This is a genomic window from Neobacillus niacini, from assembly GCF_000759675.1.
Lineage (GTDB): Bacteria > Bacillota > Bacilli > Bacillales > Cytobacillaceae > Neobacillus > Neobacillus niacini_A.
The window spans coordinates 56,904-78,707 of sequence record NZ_BAWM01000086.1 but is presented as its reverse complement, the minus strand read 5'-3'; the positions used below and the strand labels follow the sequence as shown (position 1 = coordinate 78,707).

Annotated in this window: 20 protein-coding genes; 6 read left to right on the top strand and 14 right to left on the bottom strand. The window is 35.9% G+C overall.

The genetic code is table 11. The features are described 5' to 3' along the window. Positions 1 to 480: 480 nt before the first annotated feature. Both TR08_RS30445 and TR08_RS20730 read right to left on the bottom strand, forming a co-directional pair. Complete coding sequence (locus TR08_RS30445; protein ID WP_052427554.1) at positions 481 to 1,086, bottom strand: TetR/AcrR family transcriptional regulator; 606 nt, start codon at positions 1,084 to 1,086, stop codon at positions 481 to 483. A 171-nt stretch (positions 1,087 to 1,257) separates the two neighbouring features. Then, on the bottom strand, positions 1,258 to 2,235 hold the full coding sequence (locus TR08_RS20730; protein ID WP_045521550.1) for an aromatic ring-hydroxylating dioxygenase subunit alpha: 978 nt from the start codon (positions 2,233 to 2,235) through the stop codon (positions 1,258 to 1,260). 267 nt (positions 2,236 to 2,502) lie between these two features. On the opposite strand from TR08_RS20730, the gene TR08_RS20725 reads away from it, so the two are divergent. Continuing rightward, a complete protein-coding gene (locus TR08_RS20725; RefSeq protein ID WP_045521548.1) occupies positions 2,503 to 3,846 on the top strand; it encodes a uracil-xanthine permease family protein in 1,344 nt (447 codons plus the stop codon). Between the two features lie 137 nt (positions 3,847 to 3,983). Here TR08_RS20725 and TR08_RS20720 read toward each other — a convergent pair whose 3' ends face one another. Next, complete coding sequence (locus TR08_RS20720; protein WP_238579205.1) at positions 3,984 to 4,736, bottom strand: GNAT family N-acetyltransferase; 753 nt, start codon at positions 4,734 to 4,736, stop codon at positions 3,984 to 3,986. Positions 4,737 to 4,848: 112 nt separating this feature from the next. After that, positions 4,849 to 5,340, bottom strand: coding sequence for a hypothetical protein (locus TR08_RS20715; RefSeq protein WP_045521544.1), 492 nt, complete (start codon positions 5,338 to 5,340; stop codon positions 4,849 to 4,851). Positions 5,341 to 5,535: 195 nt separating this feature from the next. Here TR08_RS20715 and TR08_RS20710 point away from each other — a divergent pair, with 195 nt between their 5' ends. Beyond that, positions 5,536 to 6,363, top strand: a complete 828-nt coding sequence (locus TR08_RS20710; protein WP_045521542.1) for a formate/nitrite transporter family protein — start codon at positions 5,536 to 5,538, stop codon at positions 6,361 to 6,363. A 73-nt stretch (positions 6,364 to 6,436) separates the two neighbouring features. Here TR08_RS20710 and TR08_RS20705 read toward each other — a convergent pair whose 3' ends face one another. From TR08_RS20705 to TR08_RS20670, 8 genes are read right to left on the bottom strand one after another with little or no spacing between them, the layout of a single operon-like run. Then, positions 6,437 to 7,894, bottom strand: coding sequence for a CoA-acylating methylmalonate-semialdehyde dehydrogenase (locus TR08_RS20705; RefSeq protein WP_045521540.1), 1,458 nt, complete (start codon positions 7,892 to 7,894; stop codon positions 6,437 to 6,439). Positions 7,895 to 7,954: 60 nt separating this feature from the next. Next, positions 7,955 to 8,965 carry a 5-dehydro-2-deoxygluconokinase gene (gene iolC, locus TR08_RS20700; RefSeq protein ID WP_045521537.1) on the bottom strand — a complete coding sequence of 337 codons (1,011 nt, stop codon included), beginning with the start codon at positions 8,963 to 8,965 and terminating at the stop codon, positions 7,955 to 7,957. 46 nt (positions 8,966 to 9,011) lie between these two features. Then, the gene (iolB, locus tag TR08_RS20695) at positions 9,012 to 9,818 is read right to left on the bottom strand and encodes a 5-deoxy-glucuronate isomerase (protein ID WP_045521535.1); all 807 of its coding nucleotides are present in this window, start codon (positions 9,816 to 9,818) and stop codon (positions 9,012 to 9,014) included. A gap of 18 nt (positions 9,819 to 9,836) precedes the next feature. Beyond that, positions 9,837 to 10,658 (bottom strand): carbohydrate ABC transporter permease, encoded by an 822-nt coding sequence (locus TR08_RS20690; protein ID WP_052427553.1) that lies wholly within the window; start codon positions 10,656 to 10,658, stop codon positions 9,837 to 9,839. Between the two features lies 1 nt (position 10,659). After that, a complete protein-coding gene (locus tag TR08_RS20685; RefSeq protein ID WP_045521533.1) occupies positions 10,660 to 11,559 on the bottom strand; it encodes a carbohydrate ABC transporter permease in 900 nt (299 codons plus the stop codon). A gap of 53 nt (positions 11,560 to 11,612) precedes the next feature. After that, complete coding sequence (locus tag TR08_RS20680; protein WP_045521531.1) at positions 11,613 to 12,926, bottom strand: ABC transporter substrate-binding protein; 1,314 nt, start codon at positions 12,924 to 12,926, stop codon at positions 11,613 to 11,615. A gap of 14 nt (positions 12,927 to 12,940) precedes the next feature. Further along, a complete protein-coding gene (locus TR08_RS20675; protein WP_045521529.1) occupies positions 12,941 to 14,113 on the bottom strand; it encodes a diphosphate--fructose-6-phosphate 1-phosphotransferase in 1,173 nt (390 codons plus the stop codon). Between the two features lie 19 nt (positions 14,114 to 14,132). Next, positions 14,133 to 14,933 carry a DeoR/GlpR family DNA-binding transcription regulator gene (locus TR08_RS20670; RefSeq protein WP_081954581.1) on the bottom strand — a complete coding sequence of 267 codons (801 nt, stop codon included), beginning with the start codon at positions 14,931 to 14,933 and terminating at the stop codon, positions 14,133 to 14,135. 188 nt (positions 14,934 to 15,121) lie between these two features. On the opposite strand from TR08_RS20670, the gene tkt reads away from it, so the two are divergent. Beyond that, entirely contained in the window at positions 15,122 to 17,140 is a 2,019-nt protein-coding gene (gene tkt / locus TR08_RS20665; protein WP_045521526.1) for a transketolase, read from the top strand. Then, positions 17,137 to 18,012, top strand: coding sequence for a class II fructose-1,6-bisphosphate aldolase (gene fba, locus TR08_RS20660; protein ID WP_045521524.1), 876 nt, complete (start codon positions 17,137 to 17,139; stop codon positions 18,010 to 18,012). Before tkt ends, fba begins: the two co-directional genes overlap by 4 nt. 352 nt (positions 18,013 to 18,364) lie before the next feature. On the opposite strand, the gene TR08_RS20655 is transcribed toward fba, so the two are convergent. Together TR08_RS20655 and TR08_RS20650 are read right to left on the bottom strand one after the other, a co-directional pair. Further along, positions 18,365 to 19,315, bottom strand: coding sequence for a ribose-phosphate diphosphokinase (locus TR08_RS20655; RefSeq protein ID WP_045521522.1), 951 nt, complete (start codon positions 19,313 to 19,315; stop codon positions 18,365 to 18,367). A gap of 213 nt (positions 19,316 to 19,528) precedes the next feature. After that, entirely contained in the window at positions 19,529 to 20,281 is a 753-nt protein-coding gene (locus TR08_RS20650) for a hypothetical protein (RefSeq protein WP_045521521.1), read from the bottom strand. Positions 20,282 to 20,466: 185 nt separating this feature from the next. Here TR08_RS20650 and TR08_RS20645 point away from each other — a divergent pair, with 185 nt between their 5' ends. Both TR08_RS20645 and TR08_RS20640 read left to right on the top strand, forming a co-directional pair. Beyond that, a complete protein-coding gene (locus TR08_RS20645) occupies positions 20,467 to 20,700 on the top strand; it encodes a group-specific protein (protein ID WP_370576371.1) in 234 nt (77 codons plus the stop codon). A gap of 360 nt (positions 20,701 to 21,060) precedes the next feature. Further along, complete coding sequence (locus tag TR08_RS20640; protein WP_045521518.1) at positions 21,061 to 21,762, top strand: AIM24 family protein; 702 nt, start codon at positions 21,061 to 21,063, stop codon at positions 21,760 to 21,762. Positions 21,763 to 21,804: the final 42 nt, after the last annotated feature.

Genomic DNA, 21,804 nt, shown 5'->3' with positions numbered 1-21,804 from the left:
AACGAATTTGTAGGTGACCACCCCTTTGTTATGAGCATTTTGCAAATGAATCAATACGTATGATTTCAATTGCGCTGCTTATATGCCATTATGAAAATGGTCCCTAATAACTGAAAATAAAGTTTTACCATTTTCAATTGGGATTACATTACCAGAGTTCAACTATATAATTTTCTTCCTCACCTCCTTTATTGTTCGTCAGCGTTGACTTATATTCCTTTAATATTCCAAAAACGACAATGTTATCGATTATGACACTATCGTCATTTTTTTCGATAAAAAGAATCAAATAAACTTTATAAATAGCATTTACTACTCGATAAAAATTAAAGTTTATTTGTCTATGTAAGATTCATATTTCATTGTAAGCGCATACATGAAATTTAATTTTTTCGTCATTCCTATACTCAATCATAAAGAATAAGCAACAAAAGGATTAACTTCGCTGCTTATTCTGGCTATTCTAGTAAATCGAATTAATTATTCCTTAAATACAGCTTTATAACACAAGTCGGTTAATGACTGGGCTACCTCTTGGATTTCTGCTGGAGTCACTGGCTGCACCATTAAATGATGACCATAGCCCTCGAACATACATGTTAAAGCTCGAATCGTTACGTCCACATTAATGTCATGACAGTATCCCTTTTGGATCGAGCCCTTAATGTCCCTCTCAATTCGCTTGAAAAGGCTTTCGCTAATTTTCAGCCATTTTTCCTCAAATTGTTTGTCCACCATAAGAGCTTCTTTTAATGCCAGTAAGATGCTGCTGTTATTAACGTAGTACTCGAGAATTCTTTGTGCTTCATATTTCATCCTCTCATAAACAGTCAACTGCATATTCTTTGGCTGGACATAATCATCCACCTTATCCGCCAAGTCATCAACCAGTTTACTCAGAAGGTCCTGCTTATTTTTAAAATAATGATAAAAGGTTCCATGACCCACATCTGCCCGTGAAGTAATATCATTGACAGTGGTTTTCATGTAGCCCAATTCGGAAAAAGCCTCCAAAGCACCGCTAACAATCTGCTCGCGGTTCCATGCCTTTCGACGGTCTGTTCTTGAAAAATTTTCTGCTTTCATATTTTTCTCCTATTTAAATCAGATTTCTATATATAAAATTGTAGTCACTTGTGACTACTATGTCAATATATAAAAACTATTCAGAAAAATTAATTTTTATTAGTTGTTAAAAACTTGAAGATAGGTACAACAAAAGCCGTTTACCATAAAAGTAAACGACCTGTCTTCTTATCATTCAGTTCCAAGTGTAACACCGAGTGATTTTAAGTATTTTCGGTAAGCAATGCTCATTCTGTCACATTTCAAGGAAAGCTCTACCTGCAAATCAAGCGGTAAGTCCTCTGGTTTCTGATTTTCGACAATTGGTTTGTCTTGAGCAAAAATCATATCCTGAAAATCTATGATTTCTTGATCGCTTGTGCCAGTTTCATAGTTAAACGACATAATGCCATAGGCAATCGATTTGCCTTCTGCAATCGGAAGAATGGTTAGTAAAATCGTCATCTTATTGTCTGTATCAGGATCTCTTTTTGTGAATCTCACTGACAGCGGGCGAACGATTTCATAGGTGTAATAAACATCCTTCGCAACTCCAGTACCATCAGGGTCTGGCTGATAGATAACAATTTCATCTGAGAAAATTCGACCTCCGTCAGTATGAACATCGTAATCGCCAATTTCCGGATGCTCTGGTACACCTAGAAAACCTTCATGAATAAAGGAAAGATGACCAACATCAAGGAAGTTCTCGACAATTCTTGGTGGGTTTGCATTAACTTCTTGAGGTCCCCATAGAATATTGCGGTAACTACTATCGTTGAATTCTGGGAATGAAAAAAATTCAGGGTTGTTATTTTCTAGGTTAATCCAAACAAATCCATACTCTGTTCTACATGTATATTTTATCGCTTTTGCTTTTAATGGAATTGATTTTCCTTCAGGGAGCTGTGGAATACTTGTACATGTACCCTCTGAATCATATTCCCAGCCATGATACGGACAAACAAGATTGCCGTCTTTCACGCAGCCTAGAGAAAGTGCTGCTCCTCGATGAATACATAAATCCTTAAAGGCATGAATGCCTTGCTCATTTCGGAATAAAACAACTCTTTCGCCCATTATCACTACTTGTATTGGCTCTTCTTTAACATCTTCAATTTTACAAGCAACGATCCAATCACTACGTAAAACGGTATCATTGATGATCATTTTTTTACATCTCCTTCTAAAACCTATGTATCTATATTCTATTAAGAATATATTTTGAAGTCAAGACAAAAAGGCGAACGAAAATTTAAAGTATAATATAATTATTCGTTATTTTTATGTTTACAATCTATGAATCCACCATTATAATTCATTTAGGGTTTTTATTATCTGCGCAGTAATAAACCCATTTGTCTTCATTCATTTGGAATTTTACCAGTTTTTTAGATTAATTTTCTACATACTTAAAAAATAAAGGAGAATGGTTCCGTGGCACAAAAAGAGCAAAATCCGAACATTATCGTTGGGGTAGATGAAAAGATCAGTTGGGGTAAAGCCCTTCTACTTGGTATGCAGCATGTACTTGCAATGGATTTATATATCGCCCCCATCATTATTGCGGGATTATTGGCGTTAGATACGATGAATACTACTTTCTTCATTCAAATGTGTTTCTTAGCCGCGGGAATTGCCACCCTCATTCAAACGATTGGCGGCTTAAGATTGCCGGTCGTACAAGGTCCATCCTATGTACCAATTGGTGCTTTGGCAGCGATTGGTGGAAAACTTGGAATGGGAGCCGTATTTGGAAGCCTTCTACCAGGAGCTTTACTTATTGCGATTCTTGGATATCCATTAAAATGGTTTGCTAAAGCTGTTAAGAAAGTAATTCCCCCTCTTGTAGGTGGAACAGTTATTGTCATTGTAGGGATTTCCTTAATGCCAGCTGCATTCAATAGCATTTATAATGCACCAGGTAACGTTGGGCACAATGTATTAATTGCATTTGTTTCTGCTGCAGTTTTAATTATTTGTATCCTTCTTGGACGGAAGAAAAAAGGTTATGGAACTTTTTTCCGCTTAGTATCTGTTATTCTAGCGATTGTAGTAGGAACGATTACCGCATCACTGTTTGGTACAGTCGATTTCTCAACTGTAAAAGAAGCAGCATGGTTTTCGCTTCCTAGCTTTTTCCCATTTGGAAAGCCTGTATTTGATTTACAAGCCATTCTAACTATGGTCTTTATCTATCTGGTTATCTTAATAGAAACAACGGGTACTTGGTTTGTTGTATCAACGGTAACAGGCAGTGAATTAGATGAAAAAAGATTGAACAGAGCATCTGTTGGTGAAGGTATTGGTTGTTTCGTAGGTTCTCTTTTCGGTGGTACACCAATGACTGGTTATTCTTCTAACGCTGGAATTATCGCGATTACAGGAGTAGCCAGCAGAATGGCTATTATCAGCGCAGGGGTTATCTTAATCGCTTTAGGCTTAATTCCAAAACTATCAGCTGTAATTACTTGTATACCTGAACCAGTTATCAATGGGATTTTCGGGGTTGTATGTGTGGCCATTGTTATGAACGGGATGAAAGTTATTCAGCACGTGGTAATTGATGATCGTAATATGATGGTAATCGGCGTTCCGATTCTATTAACAATTGGTACGGTTGTTCTTCCAAAAGAAATTCTATACAGTGTTCCTGACTTTGCAAATTACATTTTATCTTCTGGAACAGCTGTTGGAGCATTGGCTACGGTTATTCTTAATCTAGTCATTCCGCAGGAACGGAAAAAAGTGGTAGCTTCAAATCAAGAATCACTAACTTAAATAGTAATGAAATGGCTCAGTCAACAGAACTGAGCCATTCTTATTTTCATGCTTATTCCATTAAGGCAATCCGTTCCAAAACCACTTCAAATTTACTAATTTCATCCAACAACTTCTTCTAGTCCTTCTTCTTTTATTTATTCGTCAACTTTTTGGGTGTAATATTGATAGCCAAGGTATTGGTAGTTCTGTCTCTTATACATTTCTTTTGGGGTATCCTGACCATCCGCGACTAGAATAACAGTCTTATCCTTAAACGTATCCATTACAAATTTTTGGATTTTGCTGCCGATTCCTTTCTTTTGAAAGGTTTCATCTACACCTAAATTATCAATTTCAGCTGTATCTTTCGAAATGATCACATCCACTACACCTGCTGGTGTACCTTTATATAAAGCTAGCAGCTGCATGAAATTCGGATCTTCAAAAATTCGCTTATTCAACTCTACTTTTTGATTGGCAAAATTACTGCCAAACACAATATCCTGCTGATACTGTAAAGCGAGAAAAGCCTTAAGGTTATGTTCAGTTACAATTTGAACCTCAATGTCGGGGTTATCCTTCAATTCTGGAAATTGAATCGGTTGAATCGCATATAGTTCTAGAAAACCAATATCATATTCTTCTTGATTTAAGTAGTTCACTAACTCAACTGGGATTTTTTCATCTACAGGAAATTTAAATTTCACGTGCTTCTGACCATTTCTTAGATGATAATCTCTTAAATAACCTTCTGCATGCTTAAATTCATCTAATTTAGGAAACGTCTTAAACTCTATATAATTACTATCATATCTCGATAACATTTCTGGAAAATGAAATTGCTTGTACAAATTATTTTCAGCTACTACATGACTATGAATATAAATATTTTCAAATGTAATTTGCATTAATGCTACCCCCTTTTGCATTAAGTATAAAAACTAATTTCAATAGCTATATTATACTTTATTAATGGGAAAATGATGCGTAGTTCTATTGGTGTCCTTTGTTTGCCACCCTTTATTTCTTCCAAATTTCATATATCAAATGTGTAAACATTTCATTTAAATCTTTCTTTTTTTGCTTTTTTAACCATTCAACCTGATCAATGGGCAGTTTTAACTTTAAACTAACGTCTTCAATGGGCATTTCTACTTTTCTAATTTCTTCTAATGTGATACCGTCTTCTACATTTGGAAACCATGAACTATTTTCGTCCACTCTATCAAAATCTTCATACTCATCTATGTCATCTAAATCACAAAATAAATTAAGCTGTGGTAATCCTCCAGACAGTGTTTTTAGGTGCATGATGGAATCTATTATTCTACCGTCCTCTAACTCTATCTCAATTATTAGTGTTTGCTCTTGTTTATATTTTTTGAACATAACTTCACTAACAATCATATCCAATTCAAGCGTAAAACCTGAATGGGATTCAAAGATATAAATCGCGCTATTAAAAATATGTATAATCTCACCATCAATTTTTACCGTCTTCACTGCAGCCATAAACCATTCCTCCAAAAAGCATTAACAATATTACTCTAATTTTATACCAAAACAGAAATCTTATAAAGGTGCTTTGATTTTACATATAAAGTTAAAGAAATGTTCACAGTAAATTAGTGTTCATTGCGTTAAAATAAAGACAAATCAATATGTGATGTTCTTCACATTTTAAGTAATTAGAAAGGAAATACTGTCATGTCATTATACAAACCAGATCAAATACTAGAAATTTCAATTAAAAATGGAATAAAAAAGACAAGTTATCCTTTAGTAACAACGATTCTATTAGGTTTCCAAGCAGGTGCATTTATTTCATTAGGGTTCCTGCTATATATTCGTGTCACAGCACCATTATCCGAAGGTTTATCAGGACTTAGTGCGATTTTAGGTGCCTCTGTCTTCCCGATTGGACTAATCCTTACATTAATAGCAGGTGGAGAACTTCTCACAGGAAATATGATGGTGGTTCCACTGGCTAAGTTTGCAGACAAAATTAAAACCAAACAGGTTCTACAAAACTGGCTCCTCATCACGGTAAGCAATTTTCTAGGGGCGATTTTCGTAGCTTACTTTTTCGGACACATTGTTGGTTTAACGGAAACAGGTGTATATTTGGAGAGTACCGTTCATATTGCTGAACATAAAATAGATGCAACCTTTCTTCAAGCTTTTGTCTCAGGTATTGGATGCAACTGGCTTGTCGCTGCAGCTGTGTGGTTATCTTACGGAAGTGAAGATATGATCGGAAAAATCGCTGGAATTTGGTTTCCGACTATGGCCTTTGTGGCAATTGGATTTCAACACGTTGTGGCCAACATGTTTGTCATCCCGGCAGCGATATTTGCCGGTCACTTGACATGGATGGATTATCTAGGAAACTTTATTCCGGTCTTCTTAGGAAATGCTGTTGGCGGAGCACTATTTATCGGAATGGCGTACTGGTTTGCCTACAAAAAGAATGAATACACCGTAATTGAAGGAACTAAAAAACCAGGAATGTTAGAGAAGAAAATTGGAATTTAACCAAAAAGACTGCAACAACATGAAAAAAGGCTGAAACGTTTACGTTCCAGCTTTTTTCATGTTTATAATCAAACTACCAACGCGCAGTTAACATTTTCTTTCTAGTATAAAACTCTACACCATCTGCCCCATTTGCATGAAGATCCCCGTAAAAAGAGTCTTTCCATCCTGAAAATGGAAAAAATGCCATTGGTGCTGGCACACCCATGTTAACACCTAACATTCCTGAATCGATCGTTTCTCGAAATTGTCGAACGCTTCCCCCATCTTTCGTATAAATGCAGGCACCATTTGCGAATCTAGATTTATTGGCTATATCAATGGCTTCGGCTAATGATTTTACACGGATAACCGATAATACAGGAGCAAAAATTTCATCCTGCCATATTTTCATTTCTTCTGTAACCTGATCAAATATCGTTGGACCTACAAAGAAGCCTTTGCTATTTACTGCACCATCTTCTCTGCCGTCACGAACAAGCTGTGCTCCTTCTTGAACACCTGTAGCAATATAATTTAACGTACGCTCTTTATGACCTTCACGAATTACAGGTCCCAAAAATACATCTTTTTCTAGACCATTGCCTATAATTATATTGTCTGCAGCTTCTTTTAATTTTTTCACCAATACCTCTGCCACTTCTTCTTGAACAGTCACTACTGAAGCAGCCATACATCTTTCTCCTGCAGAACCAAAAGCTGCAGAAGTGATTTGCGTAACGGCAAGATCAAGATCGGCATCATTTAACACAATGGAATGGTTCTTTGCACCCGCTAAAGCTTGAACACGTTTTAATTTTTCTGTTCCTTTTTTATAAACATATTCAGCAACAGGCTGCGAACCAACAAATGAAATCGCTTTGATTTGTTTTTCCACAAGTAATCCATTGACCACATCATGTGCACCATGCACAATATTCAGTACACCCTTTGGTAAACCCGCTGCTTCAAACAACTCAGCAAGGCGATTGGCTAATAGAGGAGTTCGTTCCGATGGCTTTAAGATAAAGGTATTACCACATGCGATTGCAAGTGGGAACATCCAGCATGGTACCATCATCGGAAAATTAAATGGAGTGATTCCGCCCACAATCCCTATTGGATATCGATACATGCCAGACTCAATGTCTGTTGCAATATTTGGAAGTTGTTTACCCATCATTAACGTAGGTGCACCCGCTGCAAATTCAACACATTCGATTCCACGTAAAACTTCACCATGAGCTTCGTGATAACTTTTCCCGTTTTCAACGGTAATTAATTTTGCAAGTTCATCCCAGTGATCGACCAGGATTTGTTGATATTTAAAAAGAATTCTTGCTCGTTTTGGTACAGGTACTTGAGACCAACTTTGAAATGCTTCTTGAGCAGCTTTTACAGCCATTACCACATCTTCATTTGTGGATAGTGGAACGTTTGCAATGATCTCTCCTGTTGCCGGATTATAGACAGGCTCTGTCTTAGTCGTTGTTGCCTCTACCCATTCACCATTTATATAATTTTGTATAACTTTGACTGTTGTTTTTGTCATGAGTATTTTTCTCCCTTTAATGATTATCGATTAAATTTTAGTGTAATTTATCTTTCCATTTTAGGTTGCAGTCGCTAATACTTCTTCAGAGTTTTCCATAAAACCTTGTATTTCTTCTAATGTTGGCATAGCTTCGGAACAACTGTGCTTGGAAATAACAATAGATGCAGCTGCACTTCCTAGCCTCATAGACTCTAAAACACTGAATCTATTCATTAGTCCGTAAATAAAGGCAGAAGCATAGGAATCACCTGCACCAAATGTTTTTAGTACATTGGTTTTAAAAATTCCACATTGGTATTGGTTACCTTCTTTGGTATAGGCAATCGAACCTCCCCCGCCATGTTTGATCACAACGAGTTTTGCTTGGTAGGAAAACCACCTTTCTGCTGTTGCTAGATTATTTGAACCGCCAAAATTTCTGATTTTTTCAATCATATCAAACTCCTCACGAGTTCCGATTATGACATCACATTTCTCTGCAGCTAAGTGATAGTAGATGGCAGTCTCAGTTTCGGATTCCCATGTGTATGGTCGATAGTCTAGATCAAATATAACCACTACATCATGTTTTCTTGCATACTCTAAAGCTAGAAATACCGCTTCTCTTGAAGGACTCTTGGCTAATGCGGTACCTGATACTAATAATGTCTTACATTGCTTTATATATTCTTCAGAAACTTCTAGGGCTTCAAGCTTCAAATCGGCGACATTATCCCTATACATTAATATACTGCACTCGGTAGGGCTTATAATTTCAGTAAAAGCTAAGCCAGTAACGGCACCCGTCTTATCGTTGAAAATATGATCAGTTTGAATGTTATTCTCTATTAAGTACTGAAGAATAAAACGACCCATTTGATCGTCCGATACCTTTCCAATAAAACCAGCCTTCATTCCTAGACGCGAAGCCCCAATGGCTATATTAGCTGGGGAACCACCAACATATTTTGTGAATGTTTTTGTCTCTTCCATTGGCCGTTGTGTTTCATTCGCATTTAGGTCAATACATAAACGACCAATCGCGATTAAATCCAATGGACGATCATGTTTAAAAACTAGTGAATCCATACACTATACCTCCACTTATTAAATCTTTCGTTTACACCATTTTCTATTATTTATTAAATAGCCATTCAAGGACTTCATCATTATGGAATCTCCACAACCGCTTAGGACCGGCCATAACATTAAGATAATAAAGATCATGACCGGGGCTTGCAGCTACAGGATGATATCCTTTTGGCACAACAACTACATCTCCATCTTTAATAGCCAGAGCTTCATCTATTGTTAAATCATCGGTATATACCCTTTGAAATGCAAAACCTTTATCTGGTTTCATTCGGTGATAGTAGGTTTCTTCGAGTAAAGACTCTTCGGGTAAATTTAATGCATCGTGTTTGTGAGGGGGATAACTAGACCAATTCCCTTCAGGAGTAAATACCTCTACAACTAGCAGACTATCTGCCTCCTTATCTTCGGGAAGAATATTATGAACATACCTTTTCATATTTCCTTTTCCTCTTTCAATTACTGCTACATCCGTCGGTGCAATTACTCTAGTTGGATAACTTCCTTTTGAGGGTGAATAACAGAACGCGATTTCGACCACATCAGTTATAGCCTCCATTTCACAAAAATCATCTTTAGTCACATAAAGGGAATAAGGGGGGATCTTTTCAAAAATATCTAATCGATTACCGATATTATCAAAATTTAGTTCTTTCGTATTAATTTTCACCTTTCCGCTTAAGATTACAGCGCATATTTCATTTTCCTTAGCTTGCCTGATAATAGTTTCGCCTTTTTCAATTTTACAAGCCTCAAAACCAACAAACTGTAGACCAGATTCATCTGGCATAACACGAACAAGTGATGGAGACTGTGTTTTGATAGATTTATATATGAATTTTTTTTGCATACAAACCCTCCTTCTGATTTACTTAACACTCCCGGCAGTAAGTCCTTGAAGAAAATATTTTTGAACAAATAAAAAGACAATAATTAGTGGTGCGCTTGCCAAAAAGGATAAGGCCATTAAGGCGTTCCACTCCGTTGTAAACTCACCAATCAACATCCCAATACCAATGGTTAGTGGTCTAACCTCAATTGAATTGGTGAGGATGACCGCAAATAAAAATTCATTCCAAGCCAATATAAAAGTATAGACACCTGTGGCTATTAACCCTGGCAAACATGGAGGTAAAATAATGTAAAAAAATGATTTTAGTGGCCCGCAGCCATCTATTTTCGCTGCTTCGTCTAATTCTTTAGGAATGGTATTAATAAAATCTCTCATCATCATGATCGAAAATGGGAGTGCAAATGAAGTGTATGCCAAAATTAAAGCAAAATAGGTATTATATAAACCTACTCTTGTAATGAATAAAAAGTAGGGGATTACCAAAAGAACCATAGGGAACATCTGAGTTAATAGAATGTAGATTAAAGCCGACCTTTTTCCTTTAAAATTAAATCTAGAAAATCCATAACCCGCCATTGCAGCAGCAATGATACAGATAAATGTTACGGACAGCGCAATAATATAACTATTAACAAATAGTTGAATTAAATCTCTGTTTTCAAAAACGGTTCTAAATGCATCTAAAGTAAATGTTGGGGGTAATAATTTTAAAGGAGAAGCAAACACTTCTGGATTCGTCCGAAATGAAATGCTAATCATCCAAAAAATTGGAATCATCGCAATGCTGCCAAGGACGATTAGTGATAAATATACTGCAAATTTATTTTTCCTAAACAAATTATTCTCCCTCCTTCTTCACTGAAGATCTTAAATAGAAAAATGATAATGCAACCATAATTAGGAGCATAAATATTGCTGCTGCAGAAGCATATCCGAAATCTAATGTTCTAAATGCATGATGGTAAATATATGTAGACATGATTTCCGTGCTATTCATTGGACCGCCACCGGTCATTAGAAAAACTAAATCAAATGATCTGAAATTCCAAATAAACTCTAAAATAACTAACGTCATAATAATATTTTTTAATTGAGGTATCGTAATATAGAATAATTTCTTGAAAAATCCCGCTCCATCAATATCAGCTGCTTCATATAAATCATTTGAAATGGTTTGTAAACCTGCTAATAGCATTAACATCATAAAAGGAAAACCTCTCCAAATATTAGCAACGATTACAGCTAGTAAGGCTGTGTTTTCATTTCCTAACCATGCTGTCTGGGAGAGTTCAGTTAACCCTATGCTGCTTAGAAATTTATTTACTAATCCAAATGGATTGAATAACAACATGAAAATTGCTGCAACAACCGTTGATGATGTTAACCAAGGAAACATTAAGATAGATCGAAATATGGCCCTAAATTTTGTGTTAATTTGTTGATTTAATAGTAATGCAAAAATTAATCCAATTGAAAGTCCAGAGAAAACACTGATAGTTGTAAAAATGACTGTGTTCTTCAATGCATTCCAAAACAGGGGATCGACAATAAATTCCGAGTAGTTTTTAAGGCCTGCAAATATTGGGTTTGCCTTGTCGGTATAATCATAAAAACTCATTAAAATAACCTGATATAAAGGATACGCCGTTAACAACAGCAGTAACGTGATTGCTGGTAGGATAAATGAAACTTTTCTAAAATACTCTACTAGGTCATTCCTCGCATGGTTATTGTTCATTGTGTTCCTCCATAGTGTCAGAGGCTCAAAATGAGCCTCTGACATTTATTCATTTATTTATTTTTTTCAAAAGCATCATTCCAGTAAGCCGCAGCATCATCCAATGCTTCCTGTGCAGTTTTCTTACCAGTAATAAAGTTTTGGATTTCAATAGTGAATTGCTTTCTCAAATCAACAGCATTAGGTAAATAATGATCAATTACTTCTACGCGATCGAAGGTTTCAAATTCTTCAACAAACACCTTCAAATAAGGATCTTCTTTAAAGAACGGATCATTCATGGTGTCTTTGTTGTAGGGGAAGAAACCTGTAGCTTTATCCCATAATAACTGGCCTTCTGCACTACTCATGAATTCAATAAACTTCCATGCAGCATCTTTGTTCTTACCCTTCGCACTAAGTGTTAAAACAGAACCCTGAGCGATTGTACCGGTTTTTTCACCTTTTGGTAATGGTACAACACCGAAATCTATGTCAGGATTTAAATTTTTCTGAATATTTACACCCCAAGGACCCTCAAACATGAAAGCAACATTTCCAGAAGAGAAGTTTGCTCTTTTTTCCTTTTCACCTGCACTTAGTTCACCTGGAGTGCTAACCTTATTTGTTACCATTAAATCTTTCAAATAGTTTAAAGCTTTAACACCTTCAGGAGAGTTAAATACTGCTTTACCATTATCTAAAATCTTTCCACCCGCCTGTAAAATAAAGGGCATAACCTCATAGCTTATGACTGTTGGAGGTTCTGCTGCTAGGTTTCCTGTTAAGGCATATCGATTTTTGCTTGGATCTGTTAGTTTAATAGAAGCCTCCATAAATTCATCCCATGTAGTAGGAACATCTACACCTGCTTCTTTAAGAAGCTTTTTATTATAGAACAACGCAATATTTCCATTGGTGACAGGAATACCATAAAGTTTCCCTTTATATGGAAGCATCATTGGCCCTTCGTTTGCTTTTTTTATTTCTTCTGGTAATGAAGCAAATCGATCATCAATTGGTTCAATAATACCTGCATCTGCAAATTCAGTTAACCAAGCTCCTGATGCCGTGATAATATCAGGTGGGTTACCGGCTAAATCTAAGGACAAAATTTTATCATGTTCTTGAGCAAACGGAAGATCGTCAATGATTAATTCAATATCCGGATTTTTTGCTTCAAATGCTTTTTTAACTTCATTGATTTTATCTGGTCCTTGCTCATTTACCCAATGCTGAAGCCAATGAATTTGTGTTTTTCCATGTTTTGTAGCGGAGCCACTATCATTATTTTTTTCCTCTGATGTATTTGCTGTTGAAGGAGGTCCACAAGCAGCTAACAATAACAATAAAACTGTAATTAATGTGAATAACTTAAAATTTTTCATCTAAATCCCCCATCCTAATATAAACTTTCAGTGGTTAAATATTTGGATTCCATATTAATCTCTTCTTCTAACAAAGGCTTTAAATAGTTTCTAAATTTATCTGTTGGCATAAAATTTGTATAATCCCAAAAGTCGGATGGTAACACCCTTTCTTTCCCAGAAATTTCAGACAAATCAACACATGTTAATTTGTAGTCATAGTGGGCACTAGAAGACCTTTCAATCCCAATCATCTTCCCGCTTTCCCCTCTTAAAGCAGCTATTATTGCCTCCCTTCCTATTATTTCAGCTTCATGTAAATCCTGATGTGAAACCAGACTCATAGAACTTCTATATAATTTATTTGGGATTGTAATACTTGTTTTAATCTCAAAATGCTGCTGTATTTCTAGGGCCAATCTATAACTTATGCCGCCGTTATACTTTTGTCGTGGGTTATGGGTGGTAATATCAGAAGTAAAAGACTTGAGTTTCATATGATCTGGGACCATTATTAAAATGTTTGTATTTTCTTTCAGTGCTGATTGAATATCTGACAATATTTCATCGATAGAGGTTTCTCTCTCTGGTAAATAGACTAATTGAGGAAAGTCATACCTGTGTTTTTTCCTTATAGCACTTGCACCAATCAACCAACCTGCATTTCCTCCCATCACTTCCATAATCTCAATTTGTGGAGGAAAAGAATTGGATCGAATATCTGCTTCTATATGATTTAATGATTGGATTAAGAACTTTGCGGCGCTTAAATAACCTGGAGTGTGGTCAGTTCCACAAATGTCGTTATCTACGGTTTTGGGAATAAAAATACACTTAATCCCAACATTTCGTGATTTACAAATCTCATGAACTTTATTAATCGTTCTTGAGGAGCCATTTCCGCCAATGTAACAAAAAACATCAATAGAAAGGTCTAGTAATTTATCTACAATTCTTTCAAAATCTACATTTGTAAGTTCAAACCTTGATCCGCCTAAAATGGCTCCAGGCTGTTCTTTTGCTTTTTTTATTAGGTCCAGTTTATCGTTTAACAAGATAATGTTATTTTTCAAGAGACCTTCTAATCCATCCAGAGATGCGAACACGTTCTTGATCTCATCGATCTCTTGTGATTGGTCAAGAACACCAAATAATGTAGAATTAATAACGGGCGTAGGACCGCCAGATTGTGCGACAAAAATATTCATAATTCACCTTCCGTCGATATTATGCAATGATAACATTCATCAATTTTTCCAGTTCGATTTGATTTTCGGGTTGTATATTATCGTCCGTAATAATCGTGTGTGATGAATCAAAAGAAGAAATTTGAAAAGAACTTATTTTCCCGAATTTTGATGAATCAACAAGCCAGTAAACTTCTTTTGCCGATTTAAGAAGTTGTTTTTTTACATCTGCTTCCAAAATGTCGTTACAGGTAAACCCATGTGTGTACGACAGACCTGTAGCAGCAATAAATAGTTTATCTACATAAATTGAAGAAATCATTTGCTCCATCATAGAACTAACCATTGTCGTTGTTTTAGATCTGAACACCCCTCCCAATACTATTTTTGTAATATTTTCTCTATCTTCTAATACTTCAGCAATATTCATCGCTGTAATAAATGCTGTAATCGTTAAATTAGGACTTATAGTCTTCGCAAATTCATATAAAGTAGATCCAGCGTCAATCAGGATACTTTCTCCACTTTTTAACAAAGTAGAAGCTTTTAAGGCTATCTGTCTTTTTTCTTTTATATTTGTTTTGCTTTGTTTATTAAAACGATCGTTTAAGTAATCTTTCGATATATTTCCAATATTTTCTTTGTTATCGCTTTCATTTTCCTCCCAAACAGCTCCTCCTCTTACCTTTTTAATATTAGGAGTAATTTCTGCAAGATACTCTACATCCCTTCTGGCAGTTACAACTGAAATATTTAACAATTTAGCTATTTCATTTATACTAACCATCTTTTTCTCCTCAATAAATTTCATGAGGCAATCAATTCTTTTAGTGGTTATCATACCCTTCACACTTTCTTGTTTTTTGAATTTTCTTAATTTTACTTTATTTTATTTTACTATTTTTTGTTTGTAAAGATTTATTTTCTATTTTTTTCTTTTATTTACTATTTTTTTCTTTTTTGTTGTAATCGCTTACTTTTTATAATATTATCAATATTAAGTAAATTCTAATAATAGGGAGGAATTACATGAGTTGTTCATTTATTGATGACTTATCTATTACAAACATTCGTATGCTATCAATTGATGCGGTTGAGAACGCGAATTCAGGACATCCTGGTATGCCAATGGGAGCTGCTCCAATGGCTTATGTTTTATGGACAAAAATCATGAATTACAATCCAAAGAATCCAAAATGGATAAATCGCGATCGTTTTGTATTATCTGCTGGGCATGGCTCCATGCTGCTGTATAGTCTTCTACATTTAAGCAACATGAATTTATCTATAGAAGATTTAAAAAGGTTTAGAAGGTTTAAAAGCAAAACACCTGGACATCCAGAATATGGTCATACCACCGGTGTGGAAGCCACCACAGGTCCATTAGGTCAAGGCCTTTCAATGGCAGTAGGAATGGCAATTGGCGAGAGGTATTTGTCCACAAAATTTAATAAGGAAAAATTAGAGTTAATCAATCATTATACTTATGCAATCTGTGGAGATGGCGACTTAATGGAAGGTGTTGCACAAGAGGCCTCCTCTTTAGCTGGCCATCTAAAATTAGGGAAATTAATTGTTCTATATGATTCAAATGATATTTCATTAGATGGAAGTACAAGCCTTTCTTTCACAGAAAATGTAGAAAAAAAATATAAGAGCATGGGGTGGGAAGTTCTTACTGTTCATGATGGTAATGATGTACCTGCCATTGAAAGAGCATTAATAGAAGCAAAGAAAGACGAAACTAAACCTTCCCTAATTATTGTAAAAACAAAGATTGGATATGGAAGTCCTAATAAAGGCGGAAAATCCGCGAGTCATGGATCCCCTCTTGGTAAAAATGAAATTGAATTAGTAAAGGAGAATTATCAATGGAATCATGAACCGTTTTTCGTGGATAGCAGAGTAAGAAACCATTTTGAAGACTATATTGATAACAATGAACAAAAGGAAAGAAAATGGAAAGAAGTATTTAAGGATTATCAACATCATTATCCAGAGGAGTCAAAACTATTAACGAACATTCTTTCCCATCCAATAGAAATTGAAAAGTCCATCCTACCAATCTTTGAAGAAAATACCTACATTTCAACAAGAGAAGCCTCTGAAAAAGTACTAAATGCCTTTGCAAAATCTAACATCAGCCTTATAGGTGGTTCAGCTGATTTATCCTCTTCTAATAAAACCTACTTATTTGATCAAGGCGACTTTAGTCCTGTTAATTATGGTGGGCAGAATTTACACTTCGGAGTTCGAGAATTTGCAATGGGCTCTATCTTAAATGGTCTATCCTTATATGGAGGATTAAAACCATATGGTGCTACCTTTTTAGTATTTTCAGATTATATGAGACCATCTATTAGGTTGTCTGCACTAATGAATCAACCAGTTACCTATATCTATTCACATGATAGCATCCATTACGGCGAAGATGGTCCTACACATCAGCCCATTGAACATATCCCATCATTAAGATTAATTCCAAATTTATTAGTGTTCAGGCCTGCTGATGCGAACGAAACAGTTGAAGTATACAAAACAGCCTTTTCACAGACCAATCGCCCTTCTGCTATCATTCTCTCTAGACAAGATTTACCTGTCATCACCAACGCTGAAGGACTCTATCAAAACGTAAAAAGGGGTGGTTATGTTTATAAATTTGAATCAAAGAAAGAAATTGATGCCATAATCATTGCGACGGGCTCAGAAGTATATCTCGCTGATAAAGTACGAAATCTCCTTTCAAATGAGGGCTATTCGATTCGAATTGTAAGTATGCCTTCATTAGAATTATTCAATGAACAGGACCAAATATATAAGGAAAGTCTCATCCCTTCTGATGTCTGTCATCGAGTTATTCTTGAACTAGCCGCTCCATACGGATGGGACTCGGTAAAAGGTGAAAAAGGTATAAATATTGGTATTGAAACCTTCGCGGCTTCTGCACCTGGAGATGATTTAGTAGAAGAATTCGGTTTTACAGAAGAAGTCCTTTCACAAATGATAAAAATTTATCTTAATAAAAATATAAGGGAGTTGTCCAAATGACACTTTTACCAATGACTGATATGCTTTTAAAAGGAAAAAAGGGAAAATATGCAGTTCCACAGTTTAATATTATCAATATGGAATTTACTCAGGCAATTGTGGAGGTGTCCACTGAGGAAAATTCACCCGTCATTTTAGGTGTCGGTGAGCCTACCATTAAATATATGGGAATGGAATATGTTATTGCGATTGCCGAGGCTGCTGCGAAAAATAATTCTATTCCAATCTCCCTCCATTTAGATCATGGTAGTAGTTTTGAGGTTGTCATGCAGTGTATTAGAGCTGGATTCTCATCCGTAATGATTGATGGATCAAAATATTCATTCGATGAAAATATTTCTCTTACAAAAAAGGTTGTTGAAGCTGCACATTCTGTTGGGGTCTCTGTAGAAGCAGAATTAGGAACCATTGGAGGAACAGAAGACAATATACATGTTCATGAAAAGGACGTCATATTACCGAGTTCTGATGAGGCAATCGAATTCTGGAATCATACGAAGGTTGATGCTCTTGCAGTTGCAGTCGGCACAGCTCACGGAATGTATAAGATCGAACCAAACATAAGGTTTGATGTCATTACAGATATTTCAAATTCAATTCCAGTACCGTTAGTACTTCACGGGGGTTCAGGTGTTCCAGATCAGGATATTAAAAGAGCTATAGATTGTGGAATATCAAAAATAAATGTAAATACAGAAAATCAAGTGGCTTTTTCAAATGCAGTACGAAAAATTATCAATACTCATGATGATATTCAAGACTCTAGATTATTCCTAAGACAAGGAAGAGAAGCCGTAAAAGAAATGGTGCGATCCAAAATACGATTATTTAATTCTATTAATAAAAACGATCCTTCCCTTTTAAATATTTAATCTATATATTAAAAAATCTATGTCTAAAAAACATAGATTTTTTTTGTCCTTCTTCACAGGCACTTTGCTTTCCCTGGGCGGTGCGGGGAGCCTCCTCGGCACTTAAGTGCCTGCTGGGTCTCACCTGCCCCGTCCTTCCACAGGAGTCTTCGCGCCTTCCGCTCCAATCAACAGACTGCCAAAATCAGCAATTAACATTAACACAGCCGTTATTTAAAACAGTTAGAACCATTGAACAAAGGAACATTCTATCCTTGGTAAACACAACAACAAGGCAGCCGAATACTATTCGGCTGCCTTGAAAACTATATCTATTTCCCTTTTAAAAGATGGGACGATTTGCAAAAGAAAATTATTCAAATAAAGGACTTACTGCTCTTTCATTGTGAATTCGATCAATCGCTTCTGCCAGTAATGGTGCGACGGATAGCATCGTAATCTTGTTAATTTGCTTTTCGTCTGTCTGCTCAATGGTGTTCGTTATGACTAATTCTTGAATGGCTGATGATTCAATTTTTTCTACAGCTTGTCCAGAGAGAACAGCGTGGGTACAACAAGCATAAATCGCCTTAGCCCCATTCTCCACTAACGCATTAGCAGCTAAAATCTGCGTTGTTGCCGTATTAATTAAGTCATCAACGATTATGGCATTTTTACCTTCTACATTACCAATGATATCAAATAATTCGGAAACACCAGGTTCAGGTCGTCGTCGATCAATGAGAGCAATCGGGGCATTTAATAGATTGGCCATTTTCCTTGCTCTCCCTACAGCACCGTTATGTGGTGCAACAACGACAACATCATCAAGTCCTTTTTTCTCAAAGTACGCGGATAGAATTGGCATTCCAATTAAATGATCCACTGGGATATCAAAAAAGCCTTGGACTTGTGGAGAGTGAAAGTCCATCGTTAACAGCCTTGTAGCACCTGATTTTTCTAAAAGGTTTGCAATTAATTTGGCTGTAATAGGCTCTCGGGATCTAGCTTTTCGATCCTGACGTGCATAGCTGTAGTAAGGAATAACAACGTTAATCATTTTTGCTGAAGCTCTTTTCAAAGCATCAATCATAATGAGAAGCTCCATAATATGATCATTATTTGGGTGTGAAGTGGATTGAACGACATATACGTCACAGCCGCGCACACTTTCTTCTATATTGACCTGGATTTCCCTATCACTAAATTGAGTGACTGAGCTCCTTCCAACCTCACAACCTAAAATCGCGGCCATCTCTTTCGCCAGGCTTTGATTAGAATTTAAAGCAAACAATTTAAACCCTTTTTTCAATTGATACGACACTTTATGTCCCCCATGCTTTGATTATTTACTTTACCTAGTTTAACTCATTCTCTTATTTTACATGAAAAAGCGTTTTCAGAACACTATTAAACACAAATTGATAAAATTAACAGTTGCCTGGTGATGGGATATTCTAATGTCGGATGAAAAAAATACGAAGGGAAAAAGTTATTGGACTCCTTTTATGAGACCTTTACATAATTTCAATACCTCTTATGACAAGTATTTTTTTGAAGTAAATTCATTTGTATTCTGATCACATTCCTTATGAAACGGACATACCTTGCATTCATTTACGTTGTTCGTCTTAAAGTAGTTGGAAGGATCCTCAATGGAATACTTCATGACTTGTAGATAGTTAAGACCCTCCTGTAAATCATCAGGGGTCGGGATGAAGACATGCCTCTTTCCGTCTAGTAGTGTAACCACTTCTACACTTTTAGGAGTTCTTTTTAATACCTTTTCAGAAAAAACAATCGACAAATAATTGTAAAGCACTAACATTTCTGGCGTTGCATCGACTAAGTACTTTTTTATCACAAAGGAGGAATCAGACCATTCTGCAACATCAAAGGTTAATGACAGGTCAACATCAAGCTCCTCAATATATGTATTTAATTTTTCAAACAAAAACAAAGGTGGAGATTTCTTGGATTCTGTATGGATATTCTCCATTAGATAATCAGTTATTTTGGCAATCACCATATAATACTGAATCCTTGATTCAAATATTTGAGGAGAAACTTTACTCCAATATTCATCAACAAGCCCTAGCACTTTTCCTGAATGACGGTGTTGAGCAGGGAGCTGAAAAAAAGAATACACAACCTTATTCACAACATGTTGCACTACTTGTCTCCAGTTTATTGAACGTTTTTTCTTTTCAAAAACCTCAAAGTAAAATTTGTAGGGACAAGTGAGGAAGTCTTTTAAGTTCTCTTCTGTTATCGACTGTATTTGATTCATTTACAAACCTCCCCTAAAAATATTCGTTCAACCTAGTTGATTCGATAATAATTGATAATGATTATCAATGTCAATCATTATTTTTAGTTTACCTGCTAAATTATTTGAATTGTTAAATTGTTGTCAAGAATCTGTTCGAGCCACATATATTTTTGGCAGGATGATATTAAAGGAGGACATGAGGAATGATGACATCAGATGGTATACGTTTACGAAAAATTCAACGGCTTGCACATGAAATTATGGATGAGGTCAATTTAAGAAATGTGCAAATGCCACCAGAACTCCTAACAATGGTAATCGATAACCTTTCACGAGCAGTTGGTGACTTAACAGACCCTTCCGGAAACTACTCTTTAAGTTATTTAGAGGAAAAAGTCGGAAATGCCCATTCCTTATTAGTTAAAAGGAAAGAATGACAACTTCTCCCATAGAGGAGACGCAAATTATTTAGTTAGATTAATAACTTTTGATAAAAATATAACAATATCGATAGAAAAGCGTGTAAAAAAAGACAAGGTCATTGATAAATGCATTAAATTTGGTTGCTTTTCTATCATTACTTCTGCCTAATCCTATGAAATCAGTGTAACAGAATTATTTTATCAGCGAAAAGCAACCTTTTATCAGCGAAACCAATTTTGAGAATCTATTTGACTAGTTTTCAACAGAGCCCACTAACAGGTCGAATCATGACCAATGTAGTGGGTTCTATTATAAAATTATTGAAACAACACCATTTGAGATTCATAATAGAAGAATGGAAGGATGTGGGAATATTGAGCAGATACTCAATTGAAGAATTTATCAAACAAACCGAGCAAAAGGATAAAGGCGAAGGTTTGTTTGAATTAGAGACTCCTCGGATGTTGGAGGTAAACTTAGACGGCCAAGTTTGGGCAAAAGCTGGATCCATGGTCGCCTATCATGGGGAAATGAAGTTTGTTCGCGAAGGAATCTTAGAGCACGGTCTCGGAACCGCGTTCAAAAAGGCATTAACCGGAGAAGGCGCATCTTTGATGAAAGCCAATGGGAGAGGAAAATTATATCTCGCCGATAGTGGGAAAAAGATCATTATCCTGAATTTACAAAACGATTCTATTTATATTAACGGGAATGATTTACTTGCCTTTGAACCTAGTATTAAATGGGAGATTAAATTAATGAAACGAATTGCCGGCATGCTTGCTGGCGGGTTGTTTAATGTCCGATGTGAAGGAACCGGAATGATTGCCTTTACTGCACATTATGAACCAATCACATTAAGAGTATCACCGGGCAATCCAGTCATTACTGACCCAAATGCAACAGTCGCCTGGTCTGGAAATCTCATGCCAACATTCCAAACTGATATTACATTAAAAACATTCTTTGGAAGAGGAAGCGGAGAATCCATTCAAATGAAATTCGAAGGTGACGGGTTTGTGGTCATCCAGCCATATGAAGAAGTCTATATGAAAGCTAAGCAAAATATTACATAATTATATGAAAAGTCCTTCATCCACCTGCCTATATGCTATTCA